Origin of the sequence: uncultured Sphingomonas sp., from assembly GCF_937871615.1 — a bacterium.
Classification (GTDB): domain Bacteria; phylum Pseudomonadota; class Alphaproteobacteria; order Sphingomonadales; family Sphingomonadaceae; genus Sphingomonas.
The window spans coordinates 207,683-225,698 of the sequence record NZ_CALMPA010000023.1 but is presented as its reverse complement, the minus strand read 5'-3'; the positions used below and the strand labels follow the sequence as shown (position 1 = coordinate 225,698).

The 18,016-nt window shown below is 65.3% G+C and carries 21 protein-coding genes; all 21 read left to right on the top strand.

Annotated features, from left to right (window positions below):
- On the top strand, nt 1–1,828 hold a 1,828-nt coding region (locus tag Q0316_RS07310), incomplete at its 5' end, for a strawberry notch C-terminal domain-containing protein (protein ID WP_298670892.1).
- Complete coding sequence (locus Q0316_RS07305; RefSeq protein WP_298670890.1) at nt 1,828–2,865, top strand: toprim domain-containing protein; 1,038 nt, start codon at nt 1,828–1,830, stop codon at nt 2,863–2,865. The genes Q0316_RS07310 and Q0316_RS07305, both read left to right, overlap by 1 nt.
- A gap of 309 nt (nt 2,866–3,174) precedes the next feature.
- On the top strand, nt 3,175–4,098 hold the full coding sequence (locus Q0316_RS07300; RefSeq protein ID WP_298670914.1) for a DUF2493 domain-containing protein: 924 nt from the start codon (nt 3,175–3,177) through the stop codon (nt 4,096–4,098).
- Between the two features lie 134 nt (nt 4,099–4,232).
- Nucleotides 4,233–5,657: a HEPN/Toprim-associated domain-containing protein gene (locus Q0316_RS07295; protein WP_298670888.1), complete on the top strand. Its 1,425-nt coding sequence runs from the start codon at nt 4,233–4,235 to the stop codon at nt 5,655–5,657.
- Between the two features lie 271 nt (nt 5,658–5,928).
- Nucleotides 5,929–6,096 carry a hypothetical protein gene (locus Q0316_RS07290; protein ID WP_298670887.1) on the top strand — a complete coding sequence of 56 codons (168 nt, stop codon included), beginning with the start codon at nt 5,929–5,931 and terminating at the stop codon, nt 6,094–6,096.
- Between the two features lie 141 nt (nt 6,097–6,237).
- Nucleotides 6,238–6,678 (top strand): hypothetical protein, encoded by a 441-nt coding sequence (locus tag Q0316_RS07285; RefSeq protein WP_298670886.1) that lies wholly within the window; start codon nt 6,238–6,240, stop codon nt 6,676–6,678.
- A gap of 584 nt (nt 6,679–7,262) precedes the next feature.
- Nucleotides 7,263–7,586, top strand: coding sequence for a DUF736 domain-containing protein (locus Q0316_RS07280; protein WP_130224716.1), 324 nt, complete (start codon nt 7,263–7,265; stop codon nt 7,584–7,586).
- Between the two features lie 186 nt (nt 7,587–7,772).
- Nucleotides 7,773–8,027 (top strand): hypothetical protein, encoded by a 255-nt coding sequence (locus tag Q0316_RS07275; RefSeq protein ID WP_298670883.1) that lies wholly within the window; start codon nt 7,773–7,775, stop codon nt 8,025–8,027.
- 101 nt (nt 8,028–8,128) lie between these two features.
- Nucleotides 8,129–8,395: a DUF2285 domain-containing protein gene (locus Q0316_RS07270; RefSeq protein WP_298670881.1), complete on the top strand. Its 267-nt coding sequence runs from the start codon at nt 8,129–8,131 to the stop codon at nt 8,393–8,395.
- 111 nt (nt 8,396–8,506) lie between these two features.
- Complete coding sequence (locus Q0316_RS07265) at nt 8,507–8,815, top strand: DUF6499 domain-containing protein (RefSeq protein ID WP_298670879.1); 309 nt, start codon at nt 8,507–8,509, stop codon at nt 8,813–8,815.
- Nucleotides 8,715–9,281, top strand: coding sequence for a DUF2285 domain-containing protein (locus tag Q0316_RS07260; protein WP_298670878.1), 567 nt, complete (start codon nt 8,715–8,717; stop codon nt 9,279–9,281). Before Q0316_RS07265 ends, Q0316_RS07260 begins: the two co-directional genes overlap by 101 nt.
- A gap of 138 nt (nt 9,282–9,419) precedes the next feature.
- Complete coding sequence (locus Q0316_RS07255; protein WP_298670876.1) at nt 9,420–9,701, top strand: helix-turn-helix domain-containing protein; 282 nt, start codon at nt 9,420–9,422, stop codon at nt 9,699–9,701.
- A gap of 18 nt (nt 9,702–9,719) precedes the next feature.
- Nucleotides 9,720–10,880, top strand: coding sequence for a replication initiator protein A (locus Q0316_RS07250; protein ID WP_298670875.1), 1,161 nt, complete (start codon nt 9,720–9,722; stop codon nt 10,878–10,880).
- Nucleotides 10,877–11,515 (top strand): ParA family partition ATPase, encoded by a 639-nt coding sequence (parA, locus tag Q0316_RS07245; RefSeq protein ID WP_298670873.1) that lies wholly within the window; start codon nt 10,877–10,879, stop codon nt 11,513–11,515. The genes Q0316_RS07250 and parA overlap by 4 nt, the downstream gene beginning before the upstream one ends.
- Nucleotides 11,512–11,766, top strand: coding sequence for a hypothetical protein (locus tag Q0316_RS07240; RefSeq protein WP_298670872.1), 255 nt, complete (start codon nt 11,512–11,514; stop codon nt 11,764–11,766). The genes parA and Q0316_RS07240 overlap by 4 nt, the downstream gene beginning before the upstream one ends.
- Nucleotides 11,763–12,284, top strand: coding sequence for a DUF2840 domain-containing protein (locus Q0316_RS07235; protein ID WP_298670871.1), 522 nt, complete (start codon nt 11,763–11,765; stop codon nt 12,282–12,284). The genes Q0316_RS07240 and Q0316_RS07235 overlap by 4 nt, the downstream gene beginning before the upstream one ends.
- Before the next feature lie 68 nt (nt 12,285–12,352).
- Nucleotides 12,353–12,826: a S26 family signal peptidase gene (locus tag Q0316_RS07230; RefSeq protein WP_298670869.1), complete on the top strand. Its 474-nt coding sequence runs from the start codon at nt 12,353–12,355 to the stop codon at nt 12,824–12,826.
- Between the two features lie 69 nt (nt 12,827–12,895).
- Entirely contained in the window at nt 12,896–13,243 is a 348-nt protein-coding gene (locus Q0316_RS07225) for a DUF736 domain-containing protein (protein ID WP_298670867.1), read from the top strand.
- A 3-nt stretch (nt 13,244–13,246) separates the two neighbouring features.
- Nucleotides 13,247–14,020 (top strand): lytic transglycosylase domain-containing protein, encoded by a 774-nt coding sequence (locus Q0316_RS07220; RefSeq protein WP_298670865.1) that lies wholly within the window; start codon nt 13,247–13,249, stop codon nt 14,018–14,020.
- 244 nt (nt 14,021–14,264) lie between these two features.
- The gene (locus Q0316_RS07215; protein ID WP_298670864.1) at nt 14,265–16,004 is read left to right on the top strand and encodes a VirD2 family relaxase/mobilization nuclease; all 1,740 of its coding nucleotides are present in this window, start codon (nt 14,265–14,267) and stop codon (nt 16,002–16,004) included.
- Between the two features lie 24 nt (nt 16,005–16,028).
- Nucleotides 16,029–18,014, top strand: coding sequence for a conjugal transfer protein TraG (locus Q0316_RS07210; protein WP_298670863.1), 1,986 nt, complete (start codon nt 16,029–16,031; stop codon nt 18,012–18,014).
- The last annotated feature ends 2 nt before the right edge of the window (nt 18,015–18,016 follow it).

Sequence of the window (18,016 nt, the reverse complement as noted above, 5' to 3'; positions counted from 1 at the left end):
ATCTGCGCCTCCCGCTGCCACGCTCGACATAAACTGCGACTGCAAAGAATACGTCCTGGACTATCTCGCCCATTCCTTCCCGGTGCAGCTCTACGAGCCCTTCACCGACGGCGAGGGCAATATGTCCTCGCGTCCGGTCTATCGCGACGGCCAGCCTGTCGAAAGTCGCGAGGCGGTTGCCCGCCGCACCGAGCTGATCGAGAAGCTCGCGAGCCTTCCGCCGGTCCCTGGCGCGCTCGACCAGATCGTCCAACATTTCGGCACGGACATGGTGGCCGAGGTCACCGGCCGCTCGCGTCGCATCGTGCGCAAGGGACAGCGCCTTGCGGTCGAGACCCGCGCCGCGTCGGCCAATCTCGCCGAGACCCAGGCCTTCATGGACGATTTGAAGCGCATGCTGATCTTCTCCGACGCCGGCGGCACGGGACGCAGCTACCATGCCGAGCTGTCGGCGCGGAACACGCGGCTTCGCGTCCACTATCTGCTTGAGCCGGGCTGGAAAGCCGACGCCGCGATCCAGGGCCTTGGCCGCACCCACCGCACCAACCAGGCGCAGCCGCCGCTCTTCCGTCCGATCGCGACCAATGTGAAAGCGGAGAAGCGCTTCCTCTCGACTATCGCGCGACGGCTCGACACGCTGGGCGCGATCACGCGCGGCCAGCGCCAGACCGGCGGCCAGGGTCTGTTCCGGCCCGAGGATAATCTGGAGAGCCACTATGCGCGCGATGCCTTGCGCCAGCTCTATATCCTGATCGTCCGCGGCAAGGTCGAAGGGTGCTCGCTCCAGCGGTTCGAGGACACGACCGGCCTGAAGCTGATGGACGACAACGGCATCAAGGACGAGCTGCCGCCGATCACGACCTTTCTCAACCGCCTGCTCGCGCTGACCATCGACCTCCAGGACATCCTGTTCGCCGCCTTCGAGCAGCTTTTGACTGCCAAGGTCGAGGGCGCGATCGCGGCGGGCATCTACGACATCGGGCTGGAGACGCTACGCGCGGAGAGCTTCGTCGTCACAGATCGCCAGACGATCTACACCCATCCGGGCACCGGCGCGGAAACCAGCCTGCTCACCATCCAGCAGCGCGAGCGCAACCGGCCGATGACCGCCGAGGAAGCGATGGCGTGGCTCGACGATCCGGCCGCCATGTTGCTGGTCAACGAGCGCTCGCACCGCGCCGCCGTTCAGCTTCCAGCGCCTTCGCTCATGCTCGACGATGGGGAGATCGAACGTCGCGTCCGGCTGATCCGGCCTATGGAGCAGCATCATGCCTCGATGCGCATGATGGACGAGAGCCACTGGATCGCTGCCAGCCGGACGGAGTTCACCGCCGCGTGGAACGCGGAAGTCACCGAGGTGCCGGCCTATTCCGACTCCACGATCCACATCGCAGCCGGCCTGCTGCTGCCGATCTGGAAGCGCCTGCCCAACGAGTCGAGCCGCGTCTATCGGCTTCAGACCGACGATGGCGAACGGATCATCGGCCGCCGCGTGTCGCCCGCCTGGGTCGCCAACGCCACGACGGTCGGGACGACCAGCCTTTCAGCCGATCACGCCTATGCCGCGCTGGTCGAGGGCAAGACGATCCTCGACCTGGCCGAAAGCCTCCAACTCCGCCGCGTGCGCGTCATGGGCGCCGATCGCATCGAATTGTCGGGCTTCACCGACGCGATGCGTGAGCGCCTGCGCGCCTATGGCCTCTTCAGCGAGATCATCACGTGGAAGCTCCGCTTCTTCGTGCCCGTCGGCGCGGACGGCGCGGCCATCATCGGCAAGCTGATCGACACCTATCCGATCCAGCGCGTCGGCGAGCGGGAGGCTGCGTGATGGCTCGTCTCGACGCATCCGATCTTGCGCAACATCTCGGCCGACAGGCCGAGGCGGTGTGCCGCCACTATCTCAGCAACGGCCGTCGCCAGGGCAACTACTGGCAGGTGGGCGATGCCCGTAACACCAAGGGCCGCTCGATGTACGTCCGGCTCAAGGACTTGCCCAAAGGCCCTGCCGGGAAATGGACCGACGCCGCCACCGGCGAGCATGGAGACCTCCTCGACGTGATCCGCGAGAGCTGCGGCCTCATCCACTTCAAGGACGTCGCTGACGAGGCCAGGGTCTTCCTCAGCCTGCCGTCGCCAGAACCCGAGCAGTCCGCGTTCCGGCCCCTGGCGCCTGCACCGCATGGATCGCCCGAAGCCGCGCGGCGTCTCATCCGCATGTCGCAGCCGATCCCGGGCACAATCGTCGCGGCGTATCTCCGGCAACGCGGCATTATGGATATCCGTGGAACCGGAAATCTGTATTTCCATCCGCGCTGCTACTACCGACCCGACGAGCATGCGCCGACCGAGACGTGGCCAGCCATGATCGCGGCCGTCACCGACCTTGCCGGCAGGATCACCGGGGCGCATCGCACCTGGCTCGACCCGCGACGCCTGGACAAGGCGCCACTCGACACCCCGCGCCGGGCGATGGGCGATCTCCTCGGCAATGCGGTCCGCTTTGGCGTCGGTGGCGAAGTCATGGCGGCTGGCGAAGGCATCGAGACGGTCCTTTCGGTCCGACAGGTCGTGCCCGACATGCCGATGGTGGCGGCGCTCTCCGCGGCACATCTCGCCGCCATCCTGCTCCCTGACACGCTGCGGCGGCTCTACATCCTGCGCGACGACGATCCGGCGGGCGATGGTGCGCGTGACAGCCTGGTCGAACGGGCGAACGCGGCCAGGATCGAGGCGATCGTGATCTCGCCCCAGCTCGGCGACTTCAACGAGGATCTCCGCACACTCGGGGTCGCGACACTTCGCAGCCAGACGCGGGTGCAACTCGGGCCGCAGGACGTCGCACGCTTCATGGCGCAGGCGGCGTAACCGGCAAGGAAGCAGTGGCGCCGGCGCCGTTGTGCTCGCTCAGATGCGGGGGATCGGAGAGGGCCGCGCCTCGGCCTTCGAGAGGGCGATCGGCCCACAGGTGGGTCGGCCCGGCAATGGCTGCGGCCGGCTATTTTCCGGCGCGGCCCCAAGGGACCGCTTTCCATCGCGAAACAAAATAGCCGGCCTCCGCCATCCTCCGCTGACGCTCCGGCCCCTCGCTCGCGCTCCGGGTGCAGCGCCGTCCCTCCGGTGGGCTTCGTCGCCATGAAGGCCGCGACGGTCGCGGTCCATCCGACGGAGCATCCGATGCGCGATCTCGACGACTACGAACCGCACCACGAATCCTCACCGACCGACCACGTCCTCAACGAATTGCAGCTCCACGGCTACCGGCCTTTCGCCGACGAACCCGATCAGCGGCTTCTGCCGGACGGCAACGAGGTCGCGGGCGCGATCGCCGACATCTTCGACGCCCTGATCGTGACCCTGGAGGACACGCGCCTCGAACCCGACCTCGACGATCTCCTCTGGTCGACCGTCAATGTCTTCCATCGCGCCGCCGAGCGGATCAACCGCGAACTGGACGACAACGAGCAGGCCCAGAAGCGCTCCCAGCGCGAACAGGATGGCAGCGAGGTGAAGTCAGTCGACCTCGAGCGCCTGATCGCCGAGGGCAAGACGCTGGTCGAACGCCAGACCGCCTTCGAACTGATGCGCGACCAGGCCGCCGAGCACTACGAACGCCAGGTCGGCAAAGCATGGCTCCCGCGGTCCGGATCGAAGGTCAACCATCGCAACCTCACCTCGGCGATGATCGACAGCCGCGACTTTATCATGGCCAAGAAGCGCGCCGAGCAGGAGGTGCTCCTGCCGCCCGGACCTAAGATCGCCGTCACCGGCGGGCTCGATTTCGACAACCATCACCTCATCTGGGCCAAGCTCGACCAGGTTCACGAGAAGCACCCCGACATGGTGCTGATCCACGGCAAGTCGCCGAAGGGTGCCGAGAAGATCGCTTCTCTCTGGGCCAGGAATCGCAATGTCCCACAGATCGGCTTTGCACCCGACTGGACGAAGCACGGCCGGGCAGCACCCTTCAAACGCAATGACGAGATGCTGCAAATCCTGCCGAAGGGCGTGCTGCACTTCCCCGGCACCGGCATCAATGACAACCTCGCCGACAAAGCCAAGAAGCTCGGCATCCCGGTGTGGAAATTCGGTGGCGCGTAAGCGCCACCCATCCATCGCAAGCCGATCAACCTCATCCTCATAGGCCGATATAGATGCCACATGCTATTCAGCATGCGGTAAACTCAGGCGACTGAGAGTAATGGCTTCTGCGCAACCAAGGTATGAACTAACGCATGGGCACATCGATCGAGCTAAAAGTGAGCGGCGTCTCTTTAGACTGCGCAAAAAACAACATGGGCAATGATTACGGCTATCTCTTTCAAGAATCCGATCTCGCCCGCCGGCCGTGTGACGGCATCGACTATGACTACTATCGTAACCACCCTGAAGATGATGATGATCTGGCGGAAATCGAGCTAGCGTTCGTGCGGCCATTAGGCCGCGTCACGCCGAGGCTCTTCGTTCTTGGTCACACGCTGGAGAGCGCCCGAGCGGAATACGAGGCCGTCGTCGCCGAAGCAGCCTCGATCTCCGAGGCGGACGCACCTGATGCCAGATTTTTAGACTTCGGCGAGTTCTGTGCGCTCGCAAACCTATTCCCGTTGGCCGGCCTCGCCGACGAGTACATCGACTACGACACTGACGAGCGGGCCACTCTCGCCCAAGGTCGCTTCGCTGCGCATGCCGCATCGTTTGCTCGCGTCCCTTGGACCGAAAACTCCGACTCATACTGGTCCGAGGCCAGCTTTCTTGCGGCAAAGCTCGGCATCCTGAGCGCGCCATCGATGTTACTAATATTTTCCCTCAACCCGGCGAACTCAGATGCCGAAGTGGTGTGGCAGTTCGGCAATATCGTGAATGCAGGGTGGGTTGAGCGCAGTTCCTTTGCAGCCGGCGCGCAGCGAACCCACGCTATTCTCGTCGCAACCGAAGGTGCATCGGATGCACGCATCTTGCGTCGCGCGCTCGATCTTTTGCGTCCAGACGTTACCGACTTCTTTCGTTTTATCGATGGCGAGGAGCGGCACCACTTCTGGGGCACCGGCAACCTCGTTCGGTTCGCCGAGGGCCTGGTGCGTATCGACATCCAGAACCAGGTATTATTCCTGCTCGACAATGATGCGGAAGGCATCGACGCCTATCGTAAGCTTCAAGAATTGAAGATGCCGAATAATCTGCGCTCTATGGTACTGCCAGAAATTGAGGAACTACGACTCTTCCCGGCGCTTGGCCCTGAGGGCCTCAGCGAGTGCGACATCAACGGTCGAGCTGCAGCAATTGAATGTTATCTCGATCTCAATCTGCCCGACTGTCCACCTGCTCGGGTAATCTGGAGCAATTACAAGCGAGAAATCGACGCTTGGCACGGCGCACTTGAACACAAGGAATCCTACGACCGTCACTTCATGAACCAGGACGCCGAAACACTCGCCGCGGGAAAAATACGACACATCCAAGCTCGCCCAGGTACTCGACGCTTTGATTGTCGAGGTCTCGCGACTTGGAAGACGCACCGAGTGATTGTCCGCGGTGCGACCAGACACGGCGGAGGGACCGCCAGAATCGCGACCGGCCTCTCGCGCAGACCGCGAGCGCGTTCTTCCTGCCGAGAGCCCCGTTCAATGTCGGTCCTTGGCGTGAGGCGGCATGCCGAATGAAACTCAGGCCAGCAGGCCCGAAGTCTAAACACTGTTTGGTCGAGTGCTCGAAGAGACAATCACCGGTGCCGGACACAGTGTACCACCTCCGCTTATCTGCGCTGATCCTTGGTCCGGCCGATGGCCTGACGCCATCAACCCGCAAGGGGTCGGACTACGCAAAGCGTGCCGCCGCGCCGGCTTTGCCGGAGCGGTGATTGCGGCCGTCGACCGAACACATCGGGCGCCTGTCAGCGGGGGGATGGTCCTCCGCCCAGCAGGAGCCGGATCAATGTCCTTCCCCGACGCACGCGCCTTCGCCTTCAGCCTGGCCGCGACCCTGATGGTCGCAATCGTGATCTTCCGCGCCGGCGACGGCACCCTCTCGGTGACACCCGCGAGCGAATACGACGGCGACGTCTCGGAGATCGTCCACGAGATCGATCCCTTCGCGCCATGACCGCGCGCGCCCTCCAGGCGAAGCGGAAAACCCCTGTGGTTTCCGCTCCCGCCGGAGCACAGCTTTTGCTATGCTCCCCAATGCGCTGTGGTGGTGGTGGAAGGCGCGACCGTCAGATTTTGCTCTTTCGGAGACACCACCATGATTATCCTCGGCATCGTCCTGTCCTTCGCAGCCATCGGCGTCTTGTGCGGGTTGCTGTTCACGCTCGCCGTCTTCGCGCTGCCATTCTTCGCCGGTGTGACCATCGGCACTTGGGCTTATCAATCTGGCGCTGGCTGGCTGGGCGCGATCCTCGTCGGCATGGTCGGCGCGGGCGTCACGCTCGGCGTGGGGCAGATCCTGCTCGGAATTGTCCGCCCGCTATGGGCGCGCCTGTTGATCGCGCTCGCATTCGTCGCGCCCGCGGCCATCGCCGGCTACCACGCCACGCATGGCATCGTGAAGCACACCGTGCCGTCAGAAACCTGGCAGCTCGTGTTCTCCGTCATCGGTGCAGCGGCGGTCGGCGTCACGGCGTTCGCGCGCGTCGCAGGCATGGCGGCCACCGGCCCGTCCAGCCAGGGCATTGCACGAGCCTGACAGCGTTACGGAGCCGTCAGGAGCAGGATCAGACCGCGGAAGTCGGCCACCTCATCATTGCGCGCCCGGAAATGGAGCCACGTCACCCGGATCAGTGTGAGGCGTGCTGGGCGACCATCCTCTTTGGTTCGCATGGACCGGGTTCGGCTCCTCTGTGCTCCGGAGCGGGTTCACACCGCAATCGCTGGTGTTCTCTCCGCTGACCGGCCTGGAAACGAAGGCTCGAACCTGCCTATCCGAGGGAAGGGCCGTTCCGGTGCATCAATCTGGACCTCTTGCGGTTGCGAGCAGGTCGCCATGACCGTCCGTTTCTGATCGTCCCCAGACCGCCCCAAACGGCCTCTTCAATGGCTTGATCTGCCCGAAGGACGGCTGCGCCTCGACCGCCTATGCCGCAACGACGCGTCCCGACTTTCTTCCCCTGCCGGCCAAGGCCGTCATTCCTCGCGAAACAACAAAGTCGTTCCTGCGCCGTCCTCCGCTGTGCTCCGGTCGCAGGCGATGCGGCGTCGGTCGCCTCCGGCCTGTCGATCGCCATCGAGGCCGCAATGGAGCGGTCCCGAAAACGAAAACGGAGACTTACAATGGCGACCATCGGCACCTTCAAGAAGACCGGCTCGAACGAGTTCACCGGGGAAATCGTCACCCTCAGCGTCCAGGCCAAGGGCGTGCGCATCGTCCCCGACCAGCGCGCCACCGGTGAGAACGCCCCAAGCCACCGGGTTCTGGTCGGCCGCGCGGAAATCGGCGCCGCCTGGTCCAAGCGTTCCAACGAGGGCCGCGACTATCTGGGCCTCAAGCTCGACGATCCGAGCTTCAACGCCCCCATCTACGCCAACCTCTTCGACGACGAGGACGGCGACACCCACTCGCTGATCTGGTCCCGCCCGACCCGCCGCGGCGACTGAGCCCGAGCAAGGCCCCGGCCGAACAGGCCGGGGCCTTTCCCCTGTTTCAGGCGCGAATCACCTCAGATGGCCAACTAGGGCTGGGCAGACCCTTCAAAGTCGAATTTCCTCGCAGCGGGGGCCAGGAGCGACTATTATAGTCGTAGTTCTGGCAAGCGTGTGGCCGTCGGTGGGAGGTGATCATGCATGATCACCGCCCGACAATCGCGGGCCGCACGCGCGTTGCTGGGGTGGACACAGGAGACGCTCGCTGACAAGGCCCGGACATCGCTAACCGCGCTCAAGCGCCTTGAGTCCGAAAGTGGACTAGAGGTGTACGAGTCGACGCGCGATCAGGTCCGAAGGGCGCTTGAAACAGCCGGTATCGTCCTGCTTTCCACCGACAAGGGCGAAGGAGTGCTGCTGCTCTATGAGCGGGACAACCGGCCGACGAGGCGTTAGCAGCGCCGTGATCGCGTGGCGCACACCATCCATCGCACGTTGTCACAGTAATGCCAGGCACGAGTATTAACGAATGCTTTCCGCGCGATTATAGTCGCCTGATGGAATCCGCGATGCCGCCGTTTCTCGACGCGCCCCCGATCAGCCAGACCCTCACGGCCTATGACCGCGAGCATATGGTTCTCTATCTGCGCCTGCTCGATTCCTCGCGCGACAGAGCTGATTGGCGCGAAGCCGTCCAGATCCTCTTTGGCCTCGATCCGGCACGTGAACCGCACCGGTGCCGCCAGATCCATGACACGCATCTCGCCCGCGCCCAGTGGATGACCGAGCACGGCTATCGAGACCTGGTACACTCGGCACAGTGATCGCCGCGATGCCTTTTCGGCACCACCCTTTGCCGGTCCTCTGACTTCCACTGAACAACCCAGCCGGGAATCCTGACTCTCCCACAAGTTCAACGACTAGGGAGGATCGTGATGACACCAGATGCTTCCGGCTGGCGCTCTTCGGAACGCTATGCCCATGTCGCCGACATGACCGCGTCCGACGTCGCGTGGGAATGGCTGCGTCGCAATGAATCCTACGATAGAGATTTTCAAGCGCTCAGCGACAACGAAAGCGAGTTGGGCGCGCTGACCGACAGGATCGGGCAGCGGTGGGGGTTGCGATTTCCCCGTAGACCCGATGCAGGCACCTCCCGAAGCGCGGGTGATCTGGCTTCCCCAGGAAGACACCAGCGCCATCGTTCTTGCCGCACCTCCCGATATTCCATCCGCAAGCGCTGACCCCCAGCCGACGATCGACGCCGCCATCGGCGTCGACGCCGGCGGCGAAACCCATCTGGTTTTCGATCTCGGCAACGGCCAGCGCGTAGCGCTTGTTCGTCCCTCCGCGACACGGCCCGCCAAACCTCTCGGCGCCTTCATCCCGCTCGGCCTGGAAGGCTTCGACCGGCTCGAATCGGTCGCCCGCTTGCTCGCCGCCCTTCATGGTCGCGCCATACCGCCCGACACCCGAGTGACACGGCAGCAACGTGCGCGGCTGTGCCGGATGCTGCAAGCTTTCGACGGTCATCGCGCGGGCGCGACCCAGCAAGAGATCGCGCAGGTCGTTTTTCGGATCGGCTCTCTTGGTCGCGACGACTGGCAGGCATCTTCCGCCCGCCACGCCACCAAGGCCCTGCTTCGAGATGCCCGAGCGATGATCGTGGGTGGGTATCGCGCGCTGCTTCGTCATCGCCGGCAATTCTAGCCGGCCTCCATTCGACGTTGGTGGGCGAATTTAGGCCCCCCTGAATTCGCCCTGCATCTCGCCGGTCCTGCTTCGCCAACGTGGCCTTCGTTACCCGCCGCTTCCCGGCGGTCCCAACGAACCCACGGAGGCCCTCTCATGCGACCTGATCTCGCCGTTCTCCCGCCGCGCTACCTGCGCACCAAGGAAGCCGCCGAATTCCTCAGCCTTTCGGCCCGCACCCTCGAAAAGCATCGGACTTACGGAACGGGTCCGGCCTATCGCAAGCTCGGCGGCCGCGTCGTCTATGCGGTCGACGATCTCGACGCCTGGGCCGAGCGCGGCGCCGTCACCTCCACCTCCGATCCGCGCGGCACCGTGCTTCCGGCCAAGCGCCATACGCCTGCGCCGCCGGCACATGCCGGACGATACGCGCGCTGACCACCCCCGGATTCCCGAATGGCGGCGCGACACCAATCCCTCTCGGAGCGCGGGCAGCTCGATCTGTTCCGTGCGCTCCCCGGCGAGTTCGCAGCCCGAGACGCGCAGGATCTCATGGCCTATCCGTTTTTCTCACTCTCCAAATCGCACCGCGTCGCGCCGATCGACTTCGCCGCCGGCGATGTGTCGATCCGCGTAGAGGCCGTACCCGATCACGGCATGGCGACCATTTGGGACGCCGACATCCTCATCTGGGCGGCGAGCCAAATCGTCGAGGCGCGTGACGCCGGCCTGCGCACGTCGCGCCTGATGGTCGCCACGCCCTATGAGATTCTCAAATTTATCGGCCGCGGCACGTCCTTACGCGACTATCAGCGCCTGAAGGCCGCGCTCGATCGCCTGCAATCGACGACAGTCAGCACCTCGATCCGGCAGCCCACCGAAGGCCGGCGTCACCGCTTCTCGTGGATCAACGAGTGGAAGGAGCGCACCGATCGCAACGGCAAGCCGGACGGGATCGAGATGATCGTCCCGGACTGGTTCTATCAGGCCGTTCTCGACGACGCGCTCGTGCTGACGATCGACCGGGCCTATTTCGATCTCACGGGCGGACTCGATCGCTGGCTCTATCGCCTGGTGCGCAAGCACGGCGGGCGCCAGCGCAATGGCTGGCGATTCGACTTTCGCCACCTCCACCAGAAGTCCGGCGCGTTGTCGCCGTTCAAACGCTTCGCCTTCGAGCTGCGCGACATCATCCGTCGCCAGCCGCTTCCCGGCTACACGCTGTTCCTGGAGATCGAGGCCGGCGGCCGGACGTTGCTCGCTTTCGAGCGGACGCCGCCCTGTGGAAAAGCTGTGAAAGGCTTCGTGCCATCGGGAACCCGAAAGCGCGTGCCATCAGGAACCGGCCCCTCGTGCCAACGGGAACCGAAACACGACCTAACCCACGACAGCAGAACCGAAAATCGCGCCGCTAACTTAGAATCTAACAGAGAATCTAACTTTGAAGAGCGCGCGCGCGAGGTGGAAAACCTCGTGCGGCAGACGGCGAACGCCCTCAGCGCCACCGGCAAACGGCGCTCCAGCAGCACCGCTCTCACCATCAGCGACGCAGCGGGAAATCATGCCTCCGTCGTTCCGCAGCTCCCCTTTGGTCCGCGTTCCGGAGGCTGCCGATGATCGTGGCTCTCCTCAACCAGAAGGGCGGCGTCGGCAAGACGACACTGGCGCTGCATCTCGCCGGCGAATGGGCCGGTAAGGGAAAGCGAGTCACGCTGGTCGATGCCGATCCGCAGGGGTCTGCGCTCGACTGGTCGCAGCAACGCGCCCGCGAGCACGCGCCGCGCCTGTTCGGAGTCGTCGGTCTGGCGCGCGACACGCTCCATCGCGAGGTTCCGGAGCTGGCTCGCGACGTCGATCATGTCGTCATCGACGGGCCGCCGCGTGTCGCCGGGCTGATGCGCTCCGCGCTCCTCGCCGCCGACCTGGTGTTGATCCCGGTGCAGCCGTCACCGCTCGACGGTTGGGCCTCGGCCGAGATGCTGGCGCTTCTGTCGGAAGCGCGCATCTTTCGGCCGGAGCTTCGCGCTCGCTTCGTCCTCAATCGCTGCGGCGCGCGCACCGTGATCGCCCGCGAGACGGCCGAGACGCTCGCCGACCACGATCCGCCAGTGCTGCGCACAGCGATCGGACAGCGCGTCATCTACGCCGACGCCGCGCAATCGGGCCGGCTCGCTTTCGAGATCGACGACGACGGACCCGCCGCGCGCGAGATCGCGGCGCTCGTCACCGAGCTCGAAAGGATCGCGCCATGAGCGAGCGATCCGAACGGCGCGGCTTTGCGGCACGTCCGACCAAACAAGAAGCCTGGATCAAGGCCGCCGATGCTCCCGCGGCGCGCGCGGCGGACGGTGAAGCCTTCACCGCCCGCATGACGATCGACGTCACGCCCGCCCTGCGCGGACGGATCAAGATCGCCGCCTTCCGGCGCGGCGTCACCGTTGCCGACATGCTGCGCGAGATGCTCGCGCGCGAATTCCCACCTATCGAAGGAGACCCCTCATGACCGGCGCCGCGGCCCCCCGTGTGCGCGGCGGCCCGACGCCGACCGCGCGCCAGCAAGACAATCTCACCCATGTCGAACCGACCTGGGTCGAGAAGAAGATCGAGAACTGGATCCGCTTTGGCGCGCACGCCCACGAACAGATTCTCGATCGCCGTCGGCGTGTCCTGTCTTTTCGTCCCGGCGCGGTCTTCGCCTTCGTGCGCTGGGCATCGAATGACTTCGGCACGACCATCTCGCGCATTGACATCGTGCGCTCGGTTGCGCGCGGCGAGGCGTACCAGACGCTGCCGTTCGTCCGTCCTGGCGGCGACATCCTGCTGAAGGTCGAGAGCTGGCCCAGGGTCGAGCGCGTGCTGCAGGCGATCGACGCCATCGAGCACATCGGCATCGATCCCGAAGCGGTCTCGCCCGATCATTGGCGTCACGTCCACAACCGGCTGACCGCCGGACATGAGCCGCGCACCTACACGCTCGACCATCATCGCGCGTTCTTGGCTCGCCGGAGGGCCGAGCCGTGAGCCGCGCTGCGCTTCTCCTCGCGACAACGCTCGCAGCGCTTGGCGTTGGCTATCCCGGCCTTACGCCGATGCCGATCAAGCTGATCTGGAACGCATCGGCGAGCGCGCCCATCGGCTTCTATTCAACCGACTTCGACGGGCCGTTCGACGTTACCGATCTCGTTGCGGTCGATGCGCCGGAGCCGCTCGCGACCTTCCTCGCCGAGCGCGGCTACCTGCCCAAGGGCGTGCCGCTGATGAAGCGCATCCTCGCCGTCTCCGGGCAGACCGTTTGCCGTTCGAACCTCACTATCACCGTCGATGGTGTGGAGGTCGGTGCGGCACTGGAGCGCGATCGCGCAGGCCGCGATCTTCCCGTCTGGCAAGGCTGCCGCCGGGTCCAGACTGGCGAAGTCTTCCTCATGAACTGGCAGGTCCGCGACAGCCTCGACGGCCGCTACTTCGGCTTGATCTCAACCGACCAGATCATCGGCCGTGCCGTCCCGCTGTGGACTGATGAAGACGGCACCGGCCGCTTCGAATGGCGTGCGCCGACACGCTGACCGCCTTCCCATTCGGCGGGAGCGGTGCTCGCCGATGGCTATCCCAATCCCACCGCGAAGGAAACTGACATGCCCCAGATTGGCGAATTCACGCGCGACGAGACCGGCTTCGTCGGGCATCTGACGACGCTGGTTTTGAACCAGGACGTCATAATCATCGCAGCCGAACCGACCGAGGTTGAGAACGCACCGCAGTATCGCGTGCATGTCTTCGACGGCATGAACAATGAGCCGGGCGCGGAGATCGGCGCCGGATGGAAACGCTCCGGCGAGAAGGCCGGCGAATACGTAGCGCTGCTGATCGACGATCCGACATTCCCGCACCCGATCCGCGCCAACCTCTTCCTCGACGACGATGCCGGCTCGGCCTGGTCGCTGCATTGGTCGCGTCCGCGCGATCGCGGCGAGAAGGACTGACCGATGCTTGGCTCTCGTCAACCGACGAGCCGTTCGATTGCGTCCGGGCCGCGCTGCGCTGCCCGGCGCATGGCTCTCCTTCTCCTTTCCGGCCTCACCCTCGCGAGCATCATGCCGGCGATCACGATGGCGAAGGACTTGGGCGCCGCTCAACCGTCGCCACGCGATCCCTATGGCGATTATATCGCCGAGGCTTCGCAGCGCTTCCGCGTTCCGATCGGATGGATCAGGGCGGTGATGCGTGCCGAAAGTGCAGGCGATCCACGCGTCCTTTCGCCGAAGGGCGCAATGGGCCTGATGCAGATCATGCCGCCGACCTGGGCAGGCTTGCGCCTTCGCCACCGTCTCGGCGCTGATCCTTACGATCCGCATGACAACATCATCGCCGGCGCCGGTTACATCCGCGAGCTGTTCGATCGCTACGGATCGCCCGGCTGGATCGCGGCCTACAATGCCGGTCCTGGTCGTTACGAGGACTCGCTGAAGGGCCGCGCGCTGCCCGCGGAAACGCGCGCCTATGTCGCCATCGTCGCACCGTCGGTGACCAGCGGCGATGCGACTTGGCCGATCGTGGTAGCCGCGGCCGATCCACTCGCCTGGACACGCGCGCCACTGTTCATCGCGCAAGCTGAGCGCATATCGATGGCTGGTCCCGTGCCGGCCGAGCGCGCTTCCGGTGCCGCGATGACGACATCGTCCGTGCGCGATGTTTCCGCCATCGAACCGCAATCGGGCGGGCTGTTTGTGCCGCGCTCCGGCGGGAGGAATGCGCCATGAGCGGCCCGGTTCCCGATCGCACGATAGCGGGCTCCGGCGTGTCATGGGGTGCGCAGAGGGTGGAGGCAGGCAACACGACCGGACGATGGCGAGATAAAAAGCCGCGAGGTGCGGCTTCGGTCGGTTGTGCTGTTTCAATAGGTTATGGCCCGCTTTCGCGAGGTGCGGGATTTCCGCGCACCTCGCGGCGACGCCTGTTCCTCCGCGATTTCATGCGCTTGACGCGATGTGCGGGCTCTGAGCCATGAGCGGCGAGGACGATTTCCGCATCCGGCCTGGTCGCATCCGCTCATCCAGCGCGCAACGCGCCCGACCCTTCATCGCGCAGGCGCTCGCCGCCGCGCAGAAGGCCGGCGCCCGTATCTCTCGCACTGGCCGGATCAGTTCCGGCAACCGCTCGACCTTCGGGCGCGGCCGCACGGCGAGCGTGCGCGCCAATCGTCTGCTGACGGGCCGCTCGCGCATCGTCGTCATCAAGACCCGGCTCGTTCGCCATCACGCCCGCGCCGCGCCGCTTGCCGCCCATCTGAGCTATCTGCGCCGCGAGGGCGTCACCCGTGACGGGGAGAAGGCCCGGCTGTTCGGGCCGGAGACCGATGACGCCGATGGCCGCGGCTTCGCCGAGCGATGCCAGGACGACCGGCATCATTTCCGCTTCATCGTCTCGCCGGAAGACGCCGTCGACATGGCGGACCTCAAATCCTTCGCCCGCGACCTGATGGGCCAGATGGAAAAGGATCTCGGCACCAAGCTCGATTGGGCCGCGGTCGATCACTGGAACACCGACAATCCGCACGTCCACATCATCCTGCGCGGCCGCGCTGATGACGGGCAGGACCTCGTCATCTCGCGCGACTACATCAAGGAAGGGATGCGCGCCCGCGCGGCCGATCTGGTCACGCAGGAATTGGGGCCGCGCACGGATCTCGACATCCGTCGCAATCTGGAGCGTCAGGTCGAGGCGGAGCGCTGGACCCAGCTCGATCGGCAGCTTGTTCGCGACGGCCGCGACGGAGGCGTCATCGACATGGCGCCTGATCCGAGCATCCGGCCTGACGAGTATCATGCTCTGAAGGTTGGGCGGCTTCGCAAGCTGGAAACACTTGGCCTCGCCGAGCAGGTCGGCCCCGGCCAGTGGATGATCGACGGCAGGGCCGAGGCGACGCTGCGCGAGCTCGGCGAGCGCGGCGACATAATCAAGCGGATGCACCGGGCGCTGACCGAGCGCGGCATCGAGCGCGGTTCGGCCAGCTATGTACTGGCGGCAGAGAGTCTGGATACGCCAGTCACCGGCCGGCTGGTCGATCGCGGCCTCGACGACGAGTTGAAGGGCACGGCCTATGCCGTGGTCGATGGTGTCGATGGCCGGACGCATCACATCAAGCTCCCCGACCTCGATGCGGCCGGCGACAGCGCGCCGGGCTCGATCGTCGAGCTGCGCAGGTTTGACGACGCGCAGGGGCAGCGGCGCGTCGCGATCGCCGCGCGCTCCGATCTCGATATCGACCGCCAGATCACGGCGTCGGGCGCGACCTGGCTCGACCGGCAGAATATCGCCCGCGAGCCGGCTGCCCTGTCCGAGGGCGGGTTCGGCGCCGAGGTTCGGCAAGCCTTGGAGCGCCGGGCCGATCATCTGGTCGGACAGGGCTTCGGCGAGCGTCATGGCCAGCGCGTCACCTTCACACGCAACCTGATCGACACGCTGCGTCGCCGCGAGTTGGAGGCGCTTGGCGAGAAGCTCGCCGCCGAGACCGGCCAGCCGTTCAATCGCGCGGCCAGCGGCGAATATGTCGCCGGGTCCTACCGCCAGCGCTTCACGCTCGCGTCGGGGCGGTTCGCCATGTTGGACGACGGCCTCGGCTTCCAGCTCGTGCCGTGGACGCCCTCCCTCGAAAAGCAGCTCGGCAAGCACGTCTCCGGCGTCGCCCGCGATGACGGCGGCATTGACTGGAGCTTCGGCCGCAAGCGCGGCCTTGGCCTCTGATCCCTCGCAGAAAGACCCATCGCTATGTCCGCTACGAAAATTCTCTGGGGCCAGATCCTCACCGTCTTCGCCATCGTGCTCATCACGACCTGGGGCGCGACCGAGTGGGTCGCCTGGCGGCTCGCCTTCCAGCCCGAGCTGGGGCAACCATGGTTCCGGCTGCTCGGGTTTCCCTTCTATCTGCCACCCTCCTTTTTCTGGTGGTGGTACGGCTTCGATGCCTATGCGCCGGCGATCTTTGTCGAGGGCGCCTACATCGCGGCGTCGGGCGGCTTCATCTCGATCGCGGTCGCAATCGGCATGTCGGTCTGGCGGGCGCGCGAAGCCAAGAAGGTGGAGACCTATGGCTCGGCGCGATGGGCCGAACGGCAGGAGGTGCAGGCCGCCGGCTTGCTCGGCGCCGATGGCGTCGTGCTCGGCCGATATGATCGCGACTACCTCCGCCACGACGGGCCGGAGCATGTGCTGTGCTTCGCGCCAACCCGCAGCGGCAAGGGCGTCGGACTGGTGGTGCCGTCGCTGTTGACTTGGCCCGGCTCGGCCATCGTCCACGACATCAAGGGCGAGAACTGGACCCTCACCGCCGGCTTCCGCGCCAGGCATGGCCGCGTCCTGCTGTTCGATCCGACCAACGCCAAATCGTCGGCCTACAATCCGCTGCTCGAGGTGCGCCGCGGCGAATGGGAAGTCCGCGACGTTCAGAACATCGCCGACATCCTGGTCGATCCCGAAGGCTCATTGGAGAAGCGCAACCACTGGGAAAAGACCAGCCACGCGCTACTGGTCGGCGCCATCCTCCATGTCCTCTACGCCGAAGCGGACAAGACGCTCGCTGGTGTCGCGGCATTTCTGTCGGACCCGAAGCGCCCGATCGAGTCCACCCTCGCGGCGATGATGAAGACGGCACATCTCGGTGAAGCCGGCCCGCATCCCGTCATCGCCAGCGCGGCGCGCGAGCTGCTCAACAAGAGCGACAATGAGCGATCGGGCGTGCTGAGCACCGCCATGTCGTTCCTCGGCCTCTACCGTGATCCCGTCGTCGCCGAGGTGACGCGGCGCTGCGATTGGCGCATCACGGATATCGTTGGCGGCAAGCATCCGACCACGCTCTACCTGGTCGTGCCGCCCTCCGACATCAATCGCACCAAACCGCTGATCCGATTGATCCTCAATCAGGTCGGCCGCCGCCTGACGGAGGATCTGCAGGCGAAAGCCGGCCGCCATCGGCTGCTGCTGATGCTGGACGAGTTTCCGGCGTTGGGACGGCTCGACTTCTTCGAGTCCGCGCTGGCCTTCATGGCGGGCTATGGCCTCAAGAGCTTCCTGATCGCCCAGAGCCTCAACCAGATCGAAAAAGCCTACGGCGCGAACAATTCGATCCTCGACAACTGCCATGTGCGCGTCAGCTTCGCCACCAACGACGAACGCACTGCCAAGCGCGTGTCGGATGCGCTCGGCACCGCGACCGAGATGAAGGCGATGCGGAACTATGCCGGACATCGGCTCTCGCCCTGGCTCGGGCACCTCATGGTCTCGCGCTCGGAGACGGCCCGCCAGTTGCTCACACCCGGCGAGATCATGCAGCTCCCGCCGACCGACGAGATCGTCATGGCCGCGGGCACGCCACCGATCCGCGCGAAGAAGGCGCGCTACTATGAGGACGCCCGCTTCAAAGAGCGCATCCTGCCGCCGCCTGCGCTCGCGCAGCCGAAACAGGGTCGTGCTGACGATTGGACCGCGCTCCCGCTCCCGGCTCGGCCTGTGATCGCCGAGGCGAAGCGGGAGACGGAGACGGGCGAGGAAGATCCAACCGAATCCGAGCGTCGCCAGCAGCCCGAATTGAGCCGCGTGAAGCCTGTCGAGAAGAAGGCGCCGATCGAGAACGAGTTCGAGATCGGCCTTGCCGACGAGGCCGAGGATGACGCCGCCCACAACAGCCGGATGAACCGACTGATGCAGGGTGTCGCGCGTCAGGTGTCGCTCGATCCCGGTGACGGCATGGAGCTTTGAGA